Origin of the sequence: Neptunomonas qingdaonensis, assembly GCF_900113275.1 — a bacterium.
GTDB classification, from domain to species: Bacteria; Pseudomonadota; Gammaproteobacteria; order Pseudomonadales; family Balneatricaceae; genus Neptunomonas; species Neptunomonas qingdaonensis.
The window spans coordinates 95,369-112,713 of the sequence record NZ_FOOU01000010.1; the positions used below are offsets into that span (position 1 = coordinate 95,369).

Here is a 17,345-nt window from a genome sequence, read left to right on the forward strand (position 1 = left end):
ATCTGCTTAACCTCCAGTAAATGAATTAGCAGATTACTTATCAATGTCTTACTCTACTTTTAACACCAGCGGGCATGATGCTACGCTTGAGCCCATGTTTTTTGGTCGCAGTGTCAATGTGGCGCGTTATGATAAACAGAAATATCCGATTTTTGAAAAGCTGATTGAGAAGCAGCTGTCTTTTTTCTGGCGTCCGGAAGAGGTCGATCTGTCAACTGACCGTAAAGACTTCATGAATATGCCTGATCATGAGCAGCATATTTTTCTGAGTAATCTTAAATATCAGACATTACTGGATTCTGTACAGGGTCGATCTCCGAACGTAGCTTTTTTGCCTATCGTTTCATTGCCTGAGCTGGAAACCTGGTTTGAAACCTGGGCATTCAGTGAAACCATTCATAGCCGCTCTTATACGCATATTATTCGCAATATCATTACCGAGCCTTCAGAGGTGTTCGATGCGATCGTCACTAATGAAGAGATAGTAAAACGTGCGGAAGCGGTAACGCGTCTGTATGACGAGCTAATCGAGCTGACCAGTGTCTATTCCGTGCATGGTATCGGTGTGCATGTGATTGCAGGCAAAACGCATGATGTCAGCATGCGTAACCTGAAGAAAAAGCTATACCTGACATTGGTCTCGGTTAATGTACTGGAAGCTATTCGTTTTTATGTTAGTTTTGCCTGTTCATTTGCGTTTGCTGAGCGCGCCATCATGGAAGGTAACGCCAAGATTATTAAACTGATTGCGCGCGACGAAGCGCTGCATCTCACCGGTACACAGCATATGCTGAATATTCTGGCATCAGGCGCAGATGATCCGGAGTTTAAAGAGATTGCCATCGAGTGCAAGGACGAGGCGATCGCTATTTTTGCAGAAGCGGCTCAACAGGAAAAGGAGTGGTCCACCTACCTGTTTCGTGATGGGTCCATGATTGGCTTGAATGCGAAAATTCTCAGCGACTATGTTGAATATATTACAAACGTGCGTATGCGTGCTTTAGGTTATGCTGATTTGTTCCCTGCCACGCAGAATCCCTTACCCTGGATGAATGCCTGGTTGAGCAGTGACAATGTTCAGGTGGCACCTCAGGAGTCGGAAATCAGCTCCTATTTAGTAGGGCAGATAGATAACCAGGTTGACGATACTGATTTTGATGATTTTGACCTCTAAAGGATAAGTGATGGCTATACCAAGAATCAAAGTTAATCACTTTCATACATTCTATTATCAGTATGAATCTACGCTGCTGGATGCACTGGAAGTGCAGGATATTCCGGCACCTTATAACTGTCGCGGGGGTTACTGCGGCTGTTGTAAAGTTCGCCTCATCGATGGCGAGGTAGAGTATGTTCAGGAAACACTGCTGGATATGGATGACGGAGAAATTCTGACCTGTTGCTGTATTCCTAAAACGCATCTGGAAATAGAGATCCCGGAAGCCTGATTGATAACACGCTGCTTTTCTTCTGGTGAACCCCTTCCCGGGATAGTTCTGTTTATCTGTTAGCTCTCTTTGTTGTGAGTAATTTTTCAGATAAGGGGCTATTTCATGCTTTTATCCACCGCGCAATCTTTATTCATCAAAAACCGCCCTAATAATGACATTATTAGGGCACTTTTGTTTGCGTCATCCACAAGCTGAAAACCGCTAGTATATTTTAAATAAAAATCAATAAAAAAATTGATATTTTACTATTGTAAAACATAAGTCATTGAAAATTAGATGTTTATTGTTTCTGTGTGAAATTCGGACAATTTAACATGGAGTGAGTAATGACGGGCGCTGCAGGTATCTACTCAAAAGATTTCCACAGAATTATCCACAGTTTCTGGGGGTAACTATAAATCCACTGGGAAGATCAATATTTACAGTTATTCACAGCCTATTTCAGTTTTTTCTTTGAATTCACACAGGTCTTCAATTAAACAGCTGCCGCATTTAGGTTTACGTGCTGTACAGACATATCGACCATGTAGAATCATCCAATGGTGCGCATCGACTAAAAACTCTTTAGGGATTACCTTGAGCAGTTTTTTCTCAACTTCCAGCACATTTTTTCCAGGGGCGATTCGGGTGCGGTTACCGACTCTGAAAATATGTGTGTCTACCGCCATGGTCGGGTGGCCAAAGGCGGTATTCAACACCACATTGGCAGTTTTCCTGCCGACCCCGGGAAGGGCTTCCAGCGCTTCCCGGTTATCAGGCACGATAGACTGGTGTTGATCCACTAAAATCTGGCAGGTTTTAATGATGTTTTCGGCTTTGGTGTTATATAAGCCAATGGTTTTGACATAGCTCTTTAGCTTTTCAATGCCCAGCTGCAAAATGGCTTCTGGCGTATTGGCGACAGGATATAGCTTGCGGGTTGCTTTATTGACGCCGACATCGGTCGATTGAGCCGACAGCAAAACGGCAATGAGTAGCTCAAAAGGGCTGCTATATTCCAGTTCGGTGGTTGGGTGGGGGTTGTCTGCACGCCAGCGGCTAAAAATTTCGTGTCGTTTCAGCTGATTCATGTGTATTTCTGTTGATTTAAAGAGGCAGTATCTTATCGATCTTGCGAGTAAAAACCAATCTTCTCAGTCGAGAATGTCGTGAGCAGAGAGCGCAGTCAGAGGAAAGCGTCGTTAGAACAGGATGTCGTTAGTAGAGACAAGGTAAAGCGTATCCTTTACCTTGTCCTGCCTGGAGGGGCTTGTTAGCTTATCTGGCCGGTTACACGGACGCGTTTACTGCCAGCTTCCTGGCTGTGCGCAGGCGCTTTAGCGGACTGGCGATCCTTAAGGCGCTTATCAATGATATTTTTTAACGCGATGAGCAAGCCTAAGCCGACAAAAGCGCCCGGCGGTAATATGGCGAACAGGAAGCCTTTGTAATCATCCACAAGCACAATCGTCCAGTTTTCAGCCATAGGGCCGAACAGCAAGTGCATATCAGCGAATAAAGTACCCGATCCTAAGGCTTCACGTAAGCCGCCTAACAGCACTAAAACAGCGGTAAAGCCAATACCCATCATCGCACCATCCAGAACTGATGCGGATACTGGATTTTTAGACGCGAACGCATCTGCTCTGCCCATGATGACGCAGTTGGTAACGATTAACGGAATGAAGATTCCCAGAATCTGATAAAGTTCGTAAGTGACGGCCTGCATTAGTAGCTCGATACAGGTAACAAACGACGCGATGATCATCACAAACACCGGCAAGCGTACCGCATCAGGCACAAACCTCCTGAACATTGAAATCGTCAGATTTGAACCTGTTAATACCAGGGTGCTGGCGATGCCGAGGCTGATGGAGTTGACGACTGACGCGGTAACCGCCAGTAATGGACACAAGCCTAATAACTGCACAAGTGCAGGATTGTTATGCCACAGCCCGTTTAATGTGATCTCTTTATAGTCGATACTCATGAAGCCTCCTTATCAGGCGTTGGGCTGGGACTGGGGCTGGGTCTTAAGAGCGTGGTGCGATTGTTTTGAAAAAACTGAAGCGCACGACTAACGGCGATAACGACGGCACGTGGCGTAATAGTGGCGCCGGTAAATTGGTCAAATTGGCCGCCATCTTTTTTCACCGCCCAGCTTTGGTCATCTGATCCCTGCATGCTGGTTTGGTTGAAGCTCAGTATCCAGTCTGATTTTCTCAGGTCGACTTTATCGCCAAGCCCAGGCGTTTCTTTATGCGAAAGAACCCGAACACCAGCAACCGAAGCGTCAGCATTAATGCCAACAATCAAAGAAATGTCGCCGGAATAACCATCGGGTGTTAGCACAGGAAGAATCACAGCAGTGACTTGGCCTTTTTGCATTGCCTGATAGGCTTTGGCGTGAGCGTAGCCCAGCATAGGTGCTTCAATGTCGATCTGATGGTGTAGCAGGTCATTATCGATGCTATCTGCCGGGATAATTTCGTATAGCGCTTTAGCTTGCTGTGTGCGCTCGTTTTCAATGATCTGTTCTTTGGTTGACACTTGTGTAAGGGCGATCAGTCCTGCGGTGACAATGGCAAAGATAGAAATGCCCAGTGTGTTTTGCCGAAGTGATATCAGGAGTTCCATCAAGCTTTTCCTTTCAGGCCGCTATTAGGCGCTTTGTGGCCATAGGTGCGCGGCTGTGTGTACTGATCAATAAAAGGTGCAGCAAGGTTCATTAACAGAATACTGAAAGCCACCGCATCCGGATAATTTCCCCAGGTACGAATGGTGAAGATCAATACGCCGATGCCAATACCAAACCAGATTTTGCCTTTATTACTGGTGGCCGAGGAAACTGGGTCGGTAGCGATAAAGAAGGCACCTAATATGGTTCCACCTACCGTCAGATGAAAGAAAGGGTCGGCGTAAGTATCGGGCGAGATAACATAAAAGAGGGTCGACATGGCACCTAAAGAGATAAGTACTGCCGCCGGGGTGTGCCATGAGAATATTTTCTTATAAAGCAGTAAAATGCCGCCCATAAAGTAAGCAGCACTGACCGCGTGCCAGGCGCCGACATTCGCCAGAACATCTGATGCTCTCCATGCTTCCTCTGTCGTAAGGCCGCCACGGTGACGCATGACATCCAGAGGTGTAGCTGACGTGAAGGCATCGGCATGCTCAGACCAGCCGCCAAATATCAATTGTAGCGTGTCCACAAAACCAAGAATATTCCAGCCATCACCCTGTAGCATAAAGGGGGCTGTCCAGCGGGTCATTTCCAGCGGGAATGAGATCAATACCAGAGCGTAAGCCACCATCGCCGGATTAAACGGATTTTGGCCAATCCCTCCGTACAGTTGCTTGGCTACGACAATTGCAACAAACACTGCGACAGCGGTTAACCACCAGGGCACAAACGGTGGCAACGCCAATGCTATTAACACGGCTGTCAGAATAGCGCTGTAATCTTTCAGATAAAAATACAGCGGACGGTTTCTCGCCTTTATGCAGATGGCTTCAAAGGTCACGGCCAACAGGGAGGCCCAGATGATATTGATCAGTGTGCCCCAGCCAAAGAAAAAAGTCATGGCCAGCAGACCTGGCAAGGTGGCTAGAATCACCAGGCGCATGATACCAGCCGTATTGACGGGTTTATGTACGTGGGGTGATGTGATACGAATCAGCGCCATAATCTACCGCATTTCCTATTCAAATTGGCTAAGTGTGTGGGTGAGTTTGTCTGCCTGTTGCTGGGCGGTAATTAGTTCTGCCTGCAGCGCATCCAGATTGTTTTGTTCAGACTCCTGCTCTTTTTTGATCGATCGTTGCAGTTTAGTGGCGGCGGCGCGAGCAAGCGCAGCGTCAATTTTTAACTGTTTAAGATCAATGCCCTGAGCCGCGGCCGCTTTGATTCGAATGGCTTCTTCAGCATCAAGTTGTGCTTTGGCTTCCTGATGCAGCTGAGTCAGACGTGTAATTTCTTGTTGTAACTCAGAGGCTTCTGCTGAGTTCTCGTCTGTTGCCTCCAGCAGCTTTTCAGCTTTTTTCAGCTTGGTGCGCATAATAGAAACATTTTGTTTCAATGCTTTTAGGTCTATCGGTTTACGTTCAATCGCTTGCTGGCCAGTAGCTTGCTGGATAGAAGGCTGCTGCGTTTTGGCGTTGTCTTGCAGTGCAGATAATGCTTCTGTGTATTTGCTTTTTAGCTTTTCAACACCGGCTTGCATCTTGTCTGCTGCCGGGCTGTTGTTTTCTATTGCTGTGGCCAGAGCCGCTTCTGCTTTTTGTAACGTTTGTAATGCTTTGTCGGCAGCTTCCTGAAGCATCGCTGATGACTGAGAAGCGGCTCCGCTTGAACTATTACTCGCTTCAGCATCAGCAAATGCCTGCTGTGCATTGGCTGCTTTGGTTTCCAGCTCTGCTACTGTCGCACGTAGCGTTTCTACACCGTCATGGCCTTTTTCTTCAGCCATTTTAAGTGCTTGTTGCGCTTTTTTGAGCTTGGTGCGTGCCACGGCTGCCTGTGTTTTTAGTTGTTTAATATCGGGTGCGTTACTAGTCGCTGCGGATACAAGTGCACCTTTTTCTGCGGCCTCAAGTGCTGTTTGTGCCTCTTCGGCCGCATGTTCCGCCTGCTTATATTGAAGGTCTAGTTGTGCGATATCATCACTACTTTCAGCTTTGGCTTTTTCCAATGCAGAAAGCGCTTTTTTTAGCTTAGTGCGTGTTACTGCCGCTGCAGTTTTTAGCTGTTTGATCTGGTCTTCGGGGTTTGTCTGGGCCGTCTCAAGTGTGGTTTTCTTGATGGCTTGTGCCGCTGCTGCCTGTGCAGCACGCTCCTTACGGCGTGTTTCTTTGTCGACTTTGTCCTGTTCCAGACGAGCCTGTCTGGCTTCAAAACGTAGCCGCGCCTGATCCGCTTTACGCTGTTCTGCTTCTTCGGCACGTATTTCGTTTTTAGCAAAACGATAGTACTGCACTAGTGGAATATTGCTTGGGCAAACATAGGAGCAAGCGCCGCATTCAATACAATCAAACAGGTTATGATGTTTGGCCTTTTCAAATTCTTTGCTTTTGGCAAACCAGTAAAGCTGTTGCGGTAGCAGTTCTGCAGGGCAAGCCTGTTCACATAGTCCGCAACGAATGCAGGCTTGCGCAGGTGGCGCTGGCGGCATCTCTTCTGCCGTCGCTGCGATAATGCAGTTGGATGTTTTTATGATGGGAATAGAATCATTCTCAATGGTGTAACCCATCATAGGGCCACCCATCACCAATCTGCTGAGCTGGTCGTGGTTGATGCGGGCGGTTTCCAGCAAAGTATTAATCGGCGTTCCAATCAGCACTTCCAGATTTTGCGGTTTGCTGACGGCGCCTCCGGTGACGGTAACGATGCGCGAGATCAGTGGGGTGCCGTAGTTAACGGCTTGGTTAATGGCCGCCGCCGTACCAATATTCTGGCAGACAATGCCGACATCGGCCGGGATATGCCCGCTGGGTACTTCGACACCTGTTAATAGCCGAATTAGCTGTTTCTCACCGCCTGACGGGTATTTTGTTGGAACAACGATAATATCGATATTGAGTTCTGTGTGACGTAAGGCGTCTTCAAGAACGCGAATCGCATGTGCTTTGTTGTCTTCAATGCCGATGAGGATGTGAGTTGGCTTGAGCAGGTAGTTGATGATCTCTATACCGCCAACAATCTGCTCAGCCCGTTCCCGGATAAGCATATCATCAGCCGTGATATAGGGTTCGCACTCGGCGGCATTGATAATCAGGGTGTTAACAATATGATCATCACCCAGATGTAGTTTTACATCGGTGGGAAATCCTGCCCCCCCCATGCCGGCAATACCATGATCACGGATGTATTCGATCAGGGTCTGCTTAGGAACACTTCGATAATCATCAAGGCCCTGATGATCAATCCACTCATCTTTGCCGTCTGTCTGAATGCTAATACAAGGCGCATTCAGACCGGAAGGGTGTGGTACAGCCTTCGGGCTAATGTCGGTGACAGTCCCTGAGCTGGAGGCATGAATAGAAACGCTGATTCGGCCTTGCGCTTTAGCAATGAGCTGACCTTTTTGTACATAATCACCGGTCTTGACGCAGGGTTTAGCGGGTGCGCCGATATGCTGCTGGATAGGAATCGTCAGCTGTGCAGGTACAGGAGCAGGGCGAATCGGCGATCGCGTTGATTGTTTTTTATTTTCAGGAGGATGAATACCGCCATGGAAAGCAAAAATTTTACTCATGAGGCGGTCTCTTCTTCACTTAACACTTTATCTAATCGTCTGCCGCTATCTGTCGCAATTAATTGCACACCCGGTATAGGAGGTGTCCACTTCCAGTTATTTAATGTGGTTTCAATCGGTAGCATATCAATACAATCAACGGGACAGGGTTCAACACAAAGGTCACATCCGGTGCACTCCGAAACTATTACCGTATGCATCTGCTTGGCGGCGCCTAAAATGGCATCGACAGGGCAGGCCTGGATGCACTTGGTGCAGCCGATGCATTCATCTTCACGGATATAGGCGACGGTTTTAACGCTTTCTTCGCCATGCTCAGCGTCAAGCGGAACCGCTTCGACATCTAAAAGATCGGCAAGTGCGTCAATGGTGCTTTGGCCGCCAGGAGGGCATTTATTAATCGCTTCGCCATTAGCAATCGCTTCAGCATAGGGGCGGCAGCCAGGATGGCCGCATTGGCCACATTGAGTTTGTGGTAAAAGTTCATCGATCTGGTCGACAATGGGGTTGCCTTCTACTTTGAACTGGACAGCCGCATAGCCGAGTATTAAGCCGAAAACGACGGCTAAACTAAGTAAAACCAGAATGGCAATTAAAATTGGACTCATCGATACGGCCTACTCAAAACTTAACCAGGCCGGTGAAGCCCATAAACGCCAGTGACATTAAGCCAGCAGTGACCATGCCGATGGCTGCACCACGAAACGGTGTAGGTACATCGGCCACCGCAACGCGTTCACGAATGGCTGAGAACAGAATGAGCGCTAACGAGAAACCCACCGCGCCGCCAAAGCCATAGAAAATAGACTCCATAAAACCGTTCTGCTTTTTAATATTCAACAGCGCAACACCTAATACGGCGCAGTTAGTGGTAATTAACGGCAGGAATATCCCCAGCACTTTATGCAGCAGAGGGCTGGTTTTTTTGACCACCATCTCGGTGAATTGCACAACAACGGCAATAACAAGGATAAATGAGATGGTTTTTAAATAGGCTAATTCAAATGGAAGCAGCAGGTAGGTGTATACCAGATAGCTGCACACTGACGAGAGGGTCAGTACAAAGGTGGTGGCCAGTGACATGCCCATGGCTGTTTCGAGCTTATTGGATACACCCATAAAAGGGCAGAGACCAAGAAACTGAACCAGTACAAAGTTATTCACCAGCACGGTGCTGATTAAAATGAGAAGAAAATCTGTCATGATCTCTGCATCAAAATGCGAAAATCTACCTTGGTTTCCCCCGATAGATCTCTGAAGTAAGCAAAGGCTGAATTGTACCCTAAACTGCCTCTGTAGGCACCGTTTAAGGCCTGATTTTACACAATGCGAGGGCGGCCTGAGCCGCCACTTGCATTGAGGTGCCTTATATCAGCTTTTGATCGCGCAATTGTTGAATGACGCTGGCGACCTGTTCACTACCTTTGGGTAGCTGATCAACCTGGATTGTCAGGGCTGGTGTCTGGATTTGGGTATCAGTCAGCACCAGTAAGCCATTTTGTTTTAACAGGTCGGCCAGAGATGAAGCGTGCTGTGACAGTTCAGTTGGCAAGCTGCTTTTGATTAGTGTGGCAACACCGTGGCCTGCTGTGTGCAACGCCTGTTCTAGTGAGTGTATCAATGTTTCAGTCGCTGCTGCTTCCCCCGATAGTGCGATCACGGCAGGCTGTTGGCTAAAGCGACGGGCTTTTTGCTCAGCGCTTACCTGGGCAGTGTTGAACAGCTCATAAGTTGTTGCATCTGTATTTGCATCGATGATCATACCGGCAGCAACGGTTGCGTTGCTCAGACGATCAACCACGATGAAGGAACCCGTACCGCGAAATGCTTTATAGTTATCCGCCAGTATGGGGCGCTCGAGAGTAATTTCGCAGCGACCAATTTCATTCAGTTGCAATGTGCTGGCATCTGAGCACTCGTGCGTGTTGACATTAATTTGGTGACGGATAGTTGTAACTGAGCCGGCTGTGCGGCTTGTCAGTAGCTTGATGTCATATGTTTTACCGATGGCCAGAGGCTTTTCGTCCATCCAAACCAGTGTGGCGTCAAAGCGATTGGTTGCTTTCGGAATGTTTTGGCTGTGAACGATGATATCTCCACGGGAGATATCTATTTCATCCTCCAGTGTCAGAGTGATTGACATAGGCGGGAACGCTTCCTGAAGCTCGCCGTCAAAAGTTACGATCGATTTAACACGTGATGATTTGCCAGAAGGCAGTACGGTGACTGCATCACCAGGCTTGACAATGCCGGATGTTAATGTCCCGCAGTATCCACGAAAATCCAGATTCGGGCGGTTGACATACTGCACAGGGAAGCGTAGTTCTTCAAAGTTTTTGTCGCGTGCTATTTTTACCGTATTCAGTGTTTCCATTAACGGCAGACCCTTGTACCAAGACATATGCTCGGATGGGTTGACCACATTGTCGCCTTTCAGCGCGGATAACGGCACAAACTGAATGTCCTGTAGTTCCAGATCTGCAGTGAATTCTAAATAGTCAGCTTTGATCTGCTCATAGCGTTCTTCGCTGAAGTCAACCAGATCCATTTTGTTGATCGCGACGATGGTGTGTTTCAGGCCGAGCAGGGAGACAATAAAACTGTGTCGCTTGGTCTGGACCTGTACGCCATGACGGGCGTCAATCAGAATGATCGCCAGGTCACAGGTAGACGCGCCAGTCGCCATGTTGCGGGTATACTGCTCATGCCCCGGGGTATCAGCAATAATGAATTTGCGCTCAGCAGTGGAAAAGTAACGATAAGCGACATCTATGGTAATGCCTTGCTCGCGTTCTGCCTGCAAGCCATCGACCAGCAGTGCCAGGTCGAGTTCTTCACCGGCGTTGCCGACACGCGCATTTTCGCTCTGAATAGCGGCTAACTGATCTTCATAGATCATTTTCGAATCATGAAGCAAGCGGCCGATCAAGGTTGATTTTCCGTCATCAACACTGCCGCAGGTTAAAAAGCGCAGCAGTTCTTTATTTTCGTGCTGGTGAAGATACGCTTCAATGTCTGTAGAAATTAGCTCAGATTGGTGGCTCATGGTTTCGCTCTCTAAATTCGGTATCAGAAAATGCTTAAAAAATGGGGTTAATAGCTAATAATCAGGGGCTACTAGAAATACCCTTCCATTTTCTTTTTCTCCATTGAACCGGAAGAATCGTGGTCAATGGCTCGGCCCTGGCGCTCTGATGTGGTGGTCAGTAGCATTTCCTGAATAATTTCTTGCAAGGTTTCTGCATCGGATTCAACCGCACCGGTTAGCGGGTAGCATCCCAGTGTTCTGAAGCGTACTTTGCGCATGACGGGGTGCTCGCCTTCAGCCAAAGGCAGGCGTTCGTCATCAACCATGATCATCATGCCGTTGCGCTCAACGACAGGGCGTTCTTCAGCCAGATACAGGGGTACAATCGGGATACTCTCAAGATAGATATATTGCCAGATGTCCAGTTCAGTCCAGTTGGACAGTGGGAATACGCGAATACTTTCGCCCTGGTCTACACGTGTATTAAAAATGTTCCACAATTCAGGGCGCTGATTTTTTGGATCCCAGCGGTGATATTTATCACGGAAAGAGAAAACACGTTCTTTAGCACGTGATTTTTCTTCATCACGGCGCGCGCCGCCGAAGGCTGCATCAAATTTGTATTTGTCCAGCGCCTGCTTTAAGCCCTGGGTTTTCATAATGTCAGTATGTTTGGATGAGCCGTGAGAAAACGGGCCAACGCCCATATCTACCCCTTCCTGATTGATGTGCACAATCAGATCCATTCCGGCTTCTTCAGCCATTTTGTCACGGAAGGCGATCATCTCTTTAAACTTCCATGTGGTATCAACGTGCATCAGCGGGAAAGGTGGCTTGCCTGGGTAAAAAGCTTTACGAGCCAGATGGAGCATTACAGCAGAGTCCTTCCCAATAGAATAAAGCATCACCGGGTTGTCAAACTCAGCTGCAACTTCGCGAATAATCTGAATGCTTTCAGCTTCCAGTTGTTTTAAATGGGTAAGACGGCGCTCTGGTATAGATGTCATCTGTTTCTGCCTGCTCGATATATAACCTGGATTAGCAGATAGGAAACTAAGGTCGCCTATCTGTCATATGTTGCGGTGCATTATTGCAAAGAGTTTTATTAATTAAAAGTAATAAATAGAAATCTGTTTATACATTAATGGAATAAGAGTGCGATTATTTCTTTATTCCAAAAAAAAATAACAAAATGAAAAACTATTATTTTCTGTTATATAAAAATGTAGGTATGATAGCCCTCTGATTCGTTTAAGTAGTGAGTACTGATTTTATGGAATTTGCTTACAGCTTTGCTGGGCTGGTGGTAGGATTTGTTGTCGGATTGACAGGTATTGGAGGCGGCGCTTTAATGACGCCTATTCTGATCGTTGTCTTCGGTATACCTCCTATTATTGCTGTCAGTACCGATCTGCTCTATGCCTCTGTCACTAAGTTTGGCGGGGTGTTTGCTTATGCTCGGAAAAAGATGATCGAGTGGCGCATTGTTATTTTGCTGCTGTCTGGCAGTATCCCAGGCAGCTTGTTGACGCTGGAATATCTTAAAGGTTTGGAGGCGTTAGAACAGATAGAACATCTGATGAATCTGACACTTGGTTTTTCACTGATTCTAACGTCAATAGCGGTGTTTGGACGTAACAAAATTCGTGAATACGCACTCAAGGTAGAAGGGCGCTCCTGGGTGGCTAAAGCTAAAAAAGCTCGTCCTACCGTGACCGTGCTAACCGGCATCTTATTAGGGGGGTTGGTAACCTTGTCCTCCGTTGGTGCAGGTGCGTTAGGCACCGCACTATTGATTACGCTTTATCCTCGTATGAGTATGCCCGCTATTGTTGGTACCGATCTGGTGCATGCGGTGGTCCTGACCGGTGTTGCCGGTGCCGGACACTATGGTATGGGAAGCGTCGATCTGTCGTTGCTGGGGTACTTGCTGATAGGCTCGCTTCCAGGCGTATTCATAGGAAGTCATATTGGGGCAAAACTGTCGCCAAAAGTAATGCAGCCTATAATGGGCTCACTTCTGTTAGCCATCGGTTTACGCTTTGTGCTGGCAGGGTAGATGAACTAATAAACAGTCAAACCACTATTATAACGAACTATAACGAACAATTTTTTAAACATTTTTCTAGAATCAAAGTGGGCAGTAGAGCTGCCAAACGGGTGAAACATTCATGTATCAGTATAATGAAGTCGACCAGACCCTGGTTGATGAGCGCGTCGAACAGTATCGTGATCAGACACGTCGCTATCTGGCAGGAGAACTGCCGGAGGATGAATTTCTTGTCTTGCGACTGATGAATGGCCTTTATATTCAACGCTATGCACCGATGTTGAGAGTGGCTATCCCTTATGGTCTGATCTCTTCAGAGCAGTTACGTAAATTGGCACATATTGCCCGTACTTATGATAAAGGCTATGCGCACTTTACCACCCGTACGAATATTCAGTTTAACTGGCCTAAGCTGGAAGAGGTACCAGATATCCTGGCTGAACTGGCTCAGGTGCAGATGCATGCGATTCAGACGTCGGGTAACTGTATTCGTAATACGACGACAGATCCTTACTCCGGTGTTTATGCGGGTGAGTTGGAAGATCCGCGTGCCTATTGTGAAATTATCCGTCAATGGTCAACTCTGCACCCTGAGTTTGCCTATTTACCACGTAAGTTCAAAATCGCCGTGACCGGTGGTGCGGAAGACCGTGCGGCCTCACAGGTTCACGATATTGGTCTGCATCTGGTGCAGAACGATGCAGGTGAAATAGGTTTTGAAGTGTTGGTGGGTGGTGGTTTGGGACGTACACCTGTGATCGGTAAAAAGATCCGTGACTTCCTGCCTAAAGAGCATCTGTTAACCTATCTTGATGCCATTTTACGTGTTTATAACCTTAAAGGGCGGCGTGACAACAAGTATAAAGCACGTATTAAAATACTGGTTAATGCTTTGGGTGCTGACGAGTTCCGCCGTTTGGTTGAAGAAGAGTGGGAATACTCACGCGGTGGTGAACTGACATTAACGGATGCAGAAATTGCACGTGCTAAGTCATTCTTTAAGCCATTTGATTATGATGCTAACGCCGCTGCAGATACCTCATTTGAGCAGCAACGTGCATCAGACAGCGCCTTTAATACCTGGTACGAACGTAATACGGTAGACCATAAGGTGCCTGGATATCGCATTGCGATTGTCTCCCTTAAGCCTTACCTGAAACCCGCTGGTGATATTACTGATACCCAGATGGAGTTGGTTGCTGACCTGGCTGAAAAATACAGCTTTGGTGAAATACGATCGACTCATGATCAGAATCTGGTATTGGCTGATGTTAAAAAGTCAGATCTTTATGCGGTATGGCAGGCGCTGGATTCGAACAATTTAGCACGTCCGAATATCGGTACATTATTAGATATGATCGTTTGTCCCGGCTTTGATTTTTGTGCGCTGGCGAATGCTAAGACATTGAATATTGCTGATCAGATTAATGAACGCTTTGATGATCTTGACCATCTTTATGACCTGGGTGATATCCAACTGAATATGTCAGGTTGTATCAATGCATGCGGTCATCACCATGTGGCCGACATCGGTATTTTGGGTGTCGATAAAAAAGGTGAAGATTGGTATCAGATCACCTTGGGCGGGTCTTCCCGGGAAGATGCGTCATTAGGCAAAGTGTTGGGTAAATCGGTTGCCGCTGATGATGTTGCTAATACACTAGAGAAGATCTTGGAGGTGTTCGTAGAGCAGCGACAAGAAGAAGAATTATTCCGTGATACGTTTAAACGTGTCGGTATCGATCCGTTCAAGGAGAATGTTTATGCCGTTGCTCATTAATCAAAAAATTGTTGAGAACGACAGCTGGCAGCTGGTTGATATTGAGGCGCTGGAGCAACTTCAGGACCTTTCTGATGCTGATATTCAGGGCGATATAATAGTCCCGCTGGCATTTTATCTGGAGCATCGCGATCAGTTATTGAGCCGTTCGGGCCGTTTAGGTCTGCAAGTGAATGGTGATGACGATTTAGCAGCATTGTATGCAGAGCAAGCCAATGTTGCGTTGATTGCCGTTGAGTTCCCGACTTTTAGAGATGGACGTGGTTTTAGTATTGCCCGTCAGTTGGTTCGTATTGGCTTTGCCGGCGAGATACGTGCGGTCGGAGATGTTGCGCGTGACCGTTTAGCGCACATGCAAAGCTGTGGGTTTAATGCATTTTTAATCCCTGAAGATCGCTTTTCTGAAGAAGATTTAAGTGCTTTTGCTGAAGTGAGTGTTAATTATCAGGGCACTGTGGCTGACCCACGGCCAATTTTTCGCCGCTGATTCTAGTGTCAGAGCTAATATTTCAGAGCTGAAATCTATAGATTCAGCTCTGCACGAAGGAGAAAGAATACAATGAGTATTGATCTGGTTGCTGCTAATAAAGCGCTCGAAGGTAAGACTCCACAAGAGATCATTGCATGGGCTATTGCTCAATCTGTAAATCCATTGGTGACAACCAATTTTCGCCCCTACGAGTCTGTGATACTGCATATGGCCGTTCAGGCAAAGCCGGACATAAAAGTGTTATGGGTAGATTCGGGTTATAACACCTCAGCGACTTATCGCTTTGCTGAAAAGATGATTCAGGACTTCAACCTGAATGTGGAAACCTATATACCGCAGCAGACATCCGCCCGTCGCAACGTCTTGATGAAAGGCATTCCTGATGTTGACGATCCTCAACATGATGAATTTACACGTCAGGTTAAACTTGAGCCTTTCCAGCGGGCGCTGGCTGAAATGAAACCCGATTTGTGGTTAAACGCGATCCGTAAGGATCAAACGGAATTCCGTAACTCGTTAGAGATTGTCTCGGCAAGTAAAGATGGCATCATTAAGGTTGCGCCATTGTTTAATTGGACAGAAGCGGATCTTGAAGCGTATCTGGCAGAACACAATTTGCCAAATGAGCATGATTATTTTGATCCAACCAAAGCGATTGAAACCCGTGAGTGTGGTTTGCACACCCAGCTGTAAAGATCTCAAATAACGATATTTGCATATAAATCAAGCAATGAGCCTGATCTAATCAGTGGTATTTAGCCGGATTATGCTAATCTGGGCTCATCAACTGACGGAGGGTTCATTGTGGATTTTTTACCTCTCTTTTTTAATCTCAAATCTCGCCAGGTACTGTTAATCGGTGGTGGTGATATCGCATTACGTAAAGCACGCCTGCTTAAGCGTGCGGGTGTTTTTCTGACGGTGGTTTCGCATACCGTTGAAGACGAATTAAAAGCCATGTTAGTCGATGCCCACGATCAAATTATCATTGGTGAATACCATAGCGGGCTGTTAGACGGAAAAACACTCGTCGTGGCGGCCACAGATGACCGCAGTCTGCACGAACGTGTGCATTTTGATGCGATAGAACGCAATATACCCATCAATGTGGTTGATACGCCTTCCCTGTGTACATTTATTTTTCCTGCGATTGTTGATCGTTCTCCCATCGTTATTGGGATCTCTTCGGGTGGCGAATCTCCGGTGTTGGCACGCTTGTTACGCGCGCGTCTGGAAACACTCATCCCTAATGGATACAGCCGTCTTGGCGCTTTGGTAGGGCGTTTTCGTCATCAGGTCAAAGCAACCTTTGGATCAGTCAATCAGCGCCGCCGGTTCTGGGAACATGTGCTGGAAGGTCAGATTGCAGAAAAAGTATTTTCCGGACGAGATGATGAAGCTGAAGCGTTATTAAAAGCGGCCATCGACAAAGGTGAAACCGGACATCAGGTTGGCGAGGTCTATCTGGTCGGGGCGGGTCCGGGTGATCCGGAGCTGTTGACCTTTAAAGCGTTGCGATTGATGCAGCAGGCCGATGTAGTCTTTTACGATAACCTGGTGTCAGCCGAGGTGCTGGATTTGTGTCGCCGAGATGCTGATCTAATCTATGTCGGCAAAAAACGAGATAATCATGCGGTGCCACAAGACGGTATCAATGCACTGCTGGTTCAACATGCGCAGCAGGGTAAGCGTGTTGTCCGGCTAAAAGGCGGTGATCCTTTTATTTTTGGGCGTGGGGGAGAGGAGCTGGAAACACTAAAATCGCACGGTATACCGTTTCAGGTTGTACCGGGGATTACGGCTGCCAGTGCCTGTTCAACCTATGCAGGCATACCTCTGACACACCGTGGTTATGCGCAGTCGGTTAAATTTGTCACCGGGCAACTGAAGAATCGTAAAGATAAATTGAATTTTGCTGAGCTGGTACATCCCAATCAAACCGTGGTGTTTTATATGGGACTGCATACGTTACCTACCTTGGCTGAGGGGTTAATTGAGCATGGTAAGCCCGGGAGTACACCGGTAGCCATTGTCTCAAAAGGTACGGCGGCGGATCAGAAAGTATTGACAGGAACCTTGGCGGATATCGCAGAGAAACAGGCCAAAGCTCAGTTAGAGGCGCCCGCTCTGATTATTGTCGGTGAGGTTGTTGCGTTGCAGGAACAGCTGGCGTGGTTTGGCGATAAAGTCGATGAGCAGAATATAACGCATGCACTGGGTATGATTAAAGGGGAAGATAAGTCATCCTGTTAAATTTGAAACGCAGAAAACATAGCTGATCGGCGTTTTTGAAAATCGCTATCGAAAAATAAT

General features: G+C 47.1%; 16 protein-coding genes. 7 read left to right on the forward strand and 9 right to left on the reverse strand.

The genetic code is table 11. The annotated features are described in order from the left end of the window. The first annotated feature begins 43 nt into the window (after positions 1–43). Positions 44–1,174, forward strand: a complete 1,131-nt coding sequence (nrdB, locus tag BM099_RS14225) for a class Ia ribonucleoside-diphosphate reductase subunit beta (protein ID WP_090728794.1) — start codon at positions 44–46, stop codon at positions 1,172–1,174. A 10-nt stretch (positions 1,175–1,184) separates the two neighbouring features. Then, on the forward strand, positions 1,185–1,448 hold the full coding sequence (gene yfaE / locus BM099_RS14230) for a class I ribonucleotide reductase maintenance protein YfaE (RefSeq protein WP_090728795.1): 264 nt from the start codon (positions 1,185–1,187) through the stop codon (positions 1,446–1,448). 428 nt (positions 1,449–1,876) lie between these two features. Here yfaE and nth read toward each other — a convergent pair whose 3' ends face one another. The 9 genes from nth to cysD form a co-directional block, all read right to left on the reverse strand. Then, a complete protein-coding gene (nth, locus tag BM099_RS14235; RefSeq protein ID WP_090728796.1) occupies positions 1,877–2,521 on the reverse strand; it encodes an endonuclease III in 645 nt (214 codons plus the stop codon). Positions 2,522–2,703: 182 nt separating this feature from the next. After that, on the reverse strand, positions 2,704–3,420 hold the full coding sequence (locus BM099_RS14240; RefSeq protein WP_090728797.1) for an electron transport complex subunit E: 717 nt from the start codon (positions 3,418–3,420) through the stop codon (positions 2,704–2,706). Then, complete coding sequence (gene rsxG, locus BM099_RS14245) at positions 3,417–4,067, reverse strand: electron transport complex subunit RsxG (RefSeq protein WP_090728798.1); 651 nt, start codon at positions 4,065–4,067, stop codon at positions 3,417–3,419. The genes BM099_RS14240 and rsxG overlap by 4 nt, the downstream gene beginning before the upstream one ends. After that, on the reverse strand, positions 4,067–5,116 hold the full coding sequence (locus BM099_RS14250; protein WP_090728799.1) for an RnfABCDGE type electron transport complex subunit D: 1,050 nt from the start codon (positions 5,114–5,116) through the stop codon (positions 4,067–4,069). Before BM099_RS14250 ends, rsxG begins: the two co-directional genes overlap by 1 nt. Before the next feature lie 15 nt (positions 5,117–5,131). Further along, complete coding sequence (rsxC, locus tag BM099_RS14255) at positions 5,132–7,684, reverse strand: electron transport complex subunit RsxC (RefSeq protein WP_090728800.1); 2,553 nt, start codon at positions 7,682–7,684, stop codon at positions 5,132–5,134. Then, positions 7,681–8,292 (reverse strand): electron transport complex subunit RsxB, encoded by a 612-nt coding sequence (gene rsxB, locus BM099_RS14260; protein ID WP_090728801.1) that lies wholly within the window; start codon positions 8,290–8,292, stop codon positions 7,681–7,683. Before rsxB ends, rsxC begins: the two co-directional genes overlap by 4 nt. Before the next feature lie 13 nt (positions 8,293–8,305). After that, the gene (gene rsxA / locus BM099_RS14265; RefSeq protein ID WP_090728802.1) at positions 8,306–8,887 is read right to left on the reverse strand and encodes an electron transport complex subunit RsxA; all 582 of its coding nucleotides are present in this window, start codon (positions 8,885–8,887) and stop codon (positions 8,306–8,308) included. 163 nt (positions 8,888–9,050) lie between these two features. Further along, on the reverse strand, positions 9,051–10,730 hold the full coding sequence (cysN, locus tag BM099_RS14270) for a sulfate adenylyltransferase subunit CysN (RefSeq protein WP_090728803.1): 1,680 nt from the start codon (positions 10,728–10,730) through the stop codon (positions 9,051–9,053). Between the two features lie 71 nt (positions 10,731–10,801). Then, a complete protein-coding gene (gene cysD / locus BM099_RS14275) occupies positions 10,802–11,719 on the reverse strand; it encodes a sulfate adenylyltransferase subunit CysD (protein ID WP_090728804.1) in 918 nt (305 codons plus the stop codon). A 266-nt stretch (positions 11,720–11,985) separates the two neighbouring features. On the opposite strand from cysD, the gene BM099_RS14280 reads away from it, so the two are divergent. From BM099_RS14280 to cysG, 5 genes are all read left to right on the forward strand, one after another. Continuing rightward, positions 11,986–12,771: a sulfite exporter TauE/SafE family protein gene (locus tag BM099_RS14280; RefSeq protein ID WP_090728805.1), complete on the forward strand. Its 786-nt coding sequence runs from the start codon at positions 11,986–11,988 to the stop codon at positions 12,769–12,771. 112 nt (positions 12,772–12,883) lie between these two features. Then, a complete protein-coding gene (locus BM099_RS14285; protein WP_090728806.1) occupies positions 12,884–14,542 on the forward strand; it encodes a nitrite/sulfite reductase in 1,659 nt (552 codons plus the stop codon). Continuing rightward, positions 14,526–15,029 (forward strand): DUF934 domain-containing protein, encoded by a 504-nt coding sequence (locus BM099_RS14290; RefSeq protein ID WP_090728807.1) that lies wholly within the window; start codon positions 14,526–14,528, stop codon positions 15,027–15,029. The genes BM099_RS14285 and BM099_RS14290 overlap by 17 nt, the downstream gene beginning before the upstream one ends. 72 nt (positions 15,030–15,101) lie before the next feature. Beyond that, positions 15,102–15,725: a phosphoadenosine phosphosulfate reductase domain-containing protein gene (locus tag BM099_RS14295; protein WP_090728808.1), complete on the forward strand. Its 624-nt coding sequence runs from the start codon at positions 15,102–15,104 to the stop codon at positions 15,723–15,725. A 111-nt stretch (positions 15,726–15,836) separates the two neighbouring features. After that, positions 15,837–17,285 (forward strand): siroheme synthase CysG, encoded by a 1,449-nt coding sequence (gene cysG / locus BM099_RS14300; protein WP_090728809.1) that lies wholly within the window; start codon positions 15,837–15,839, stop codon positions 17,283–17,285. The last annotated feature ends 60 nt before the right edge of the window (positions 17,286–17,345 follow it).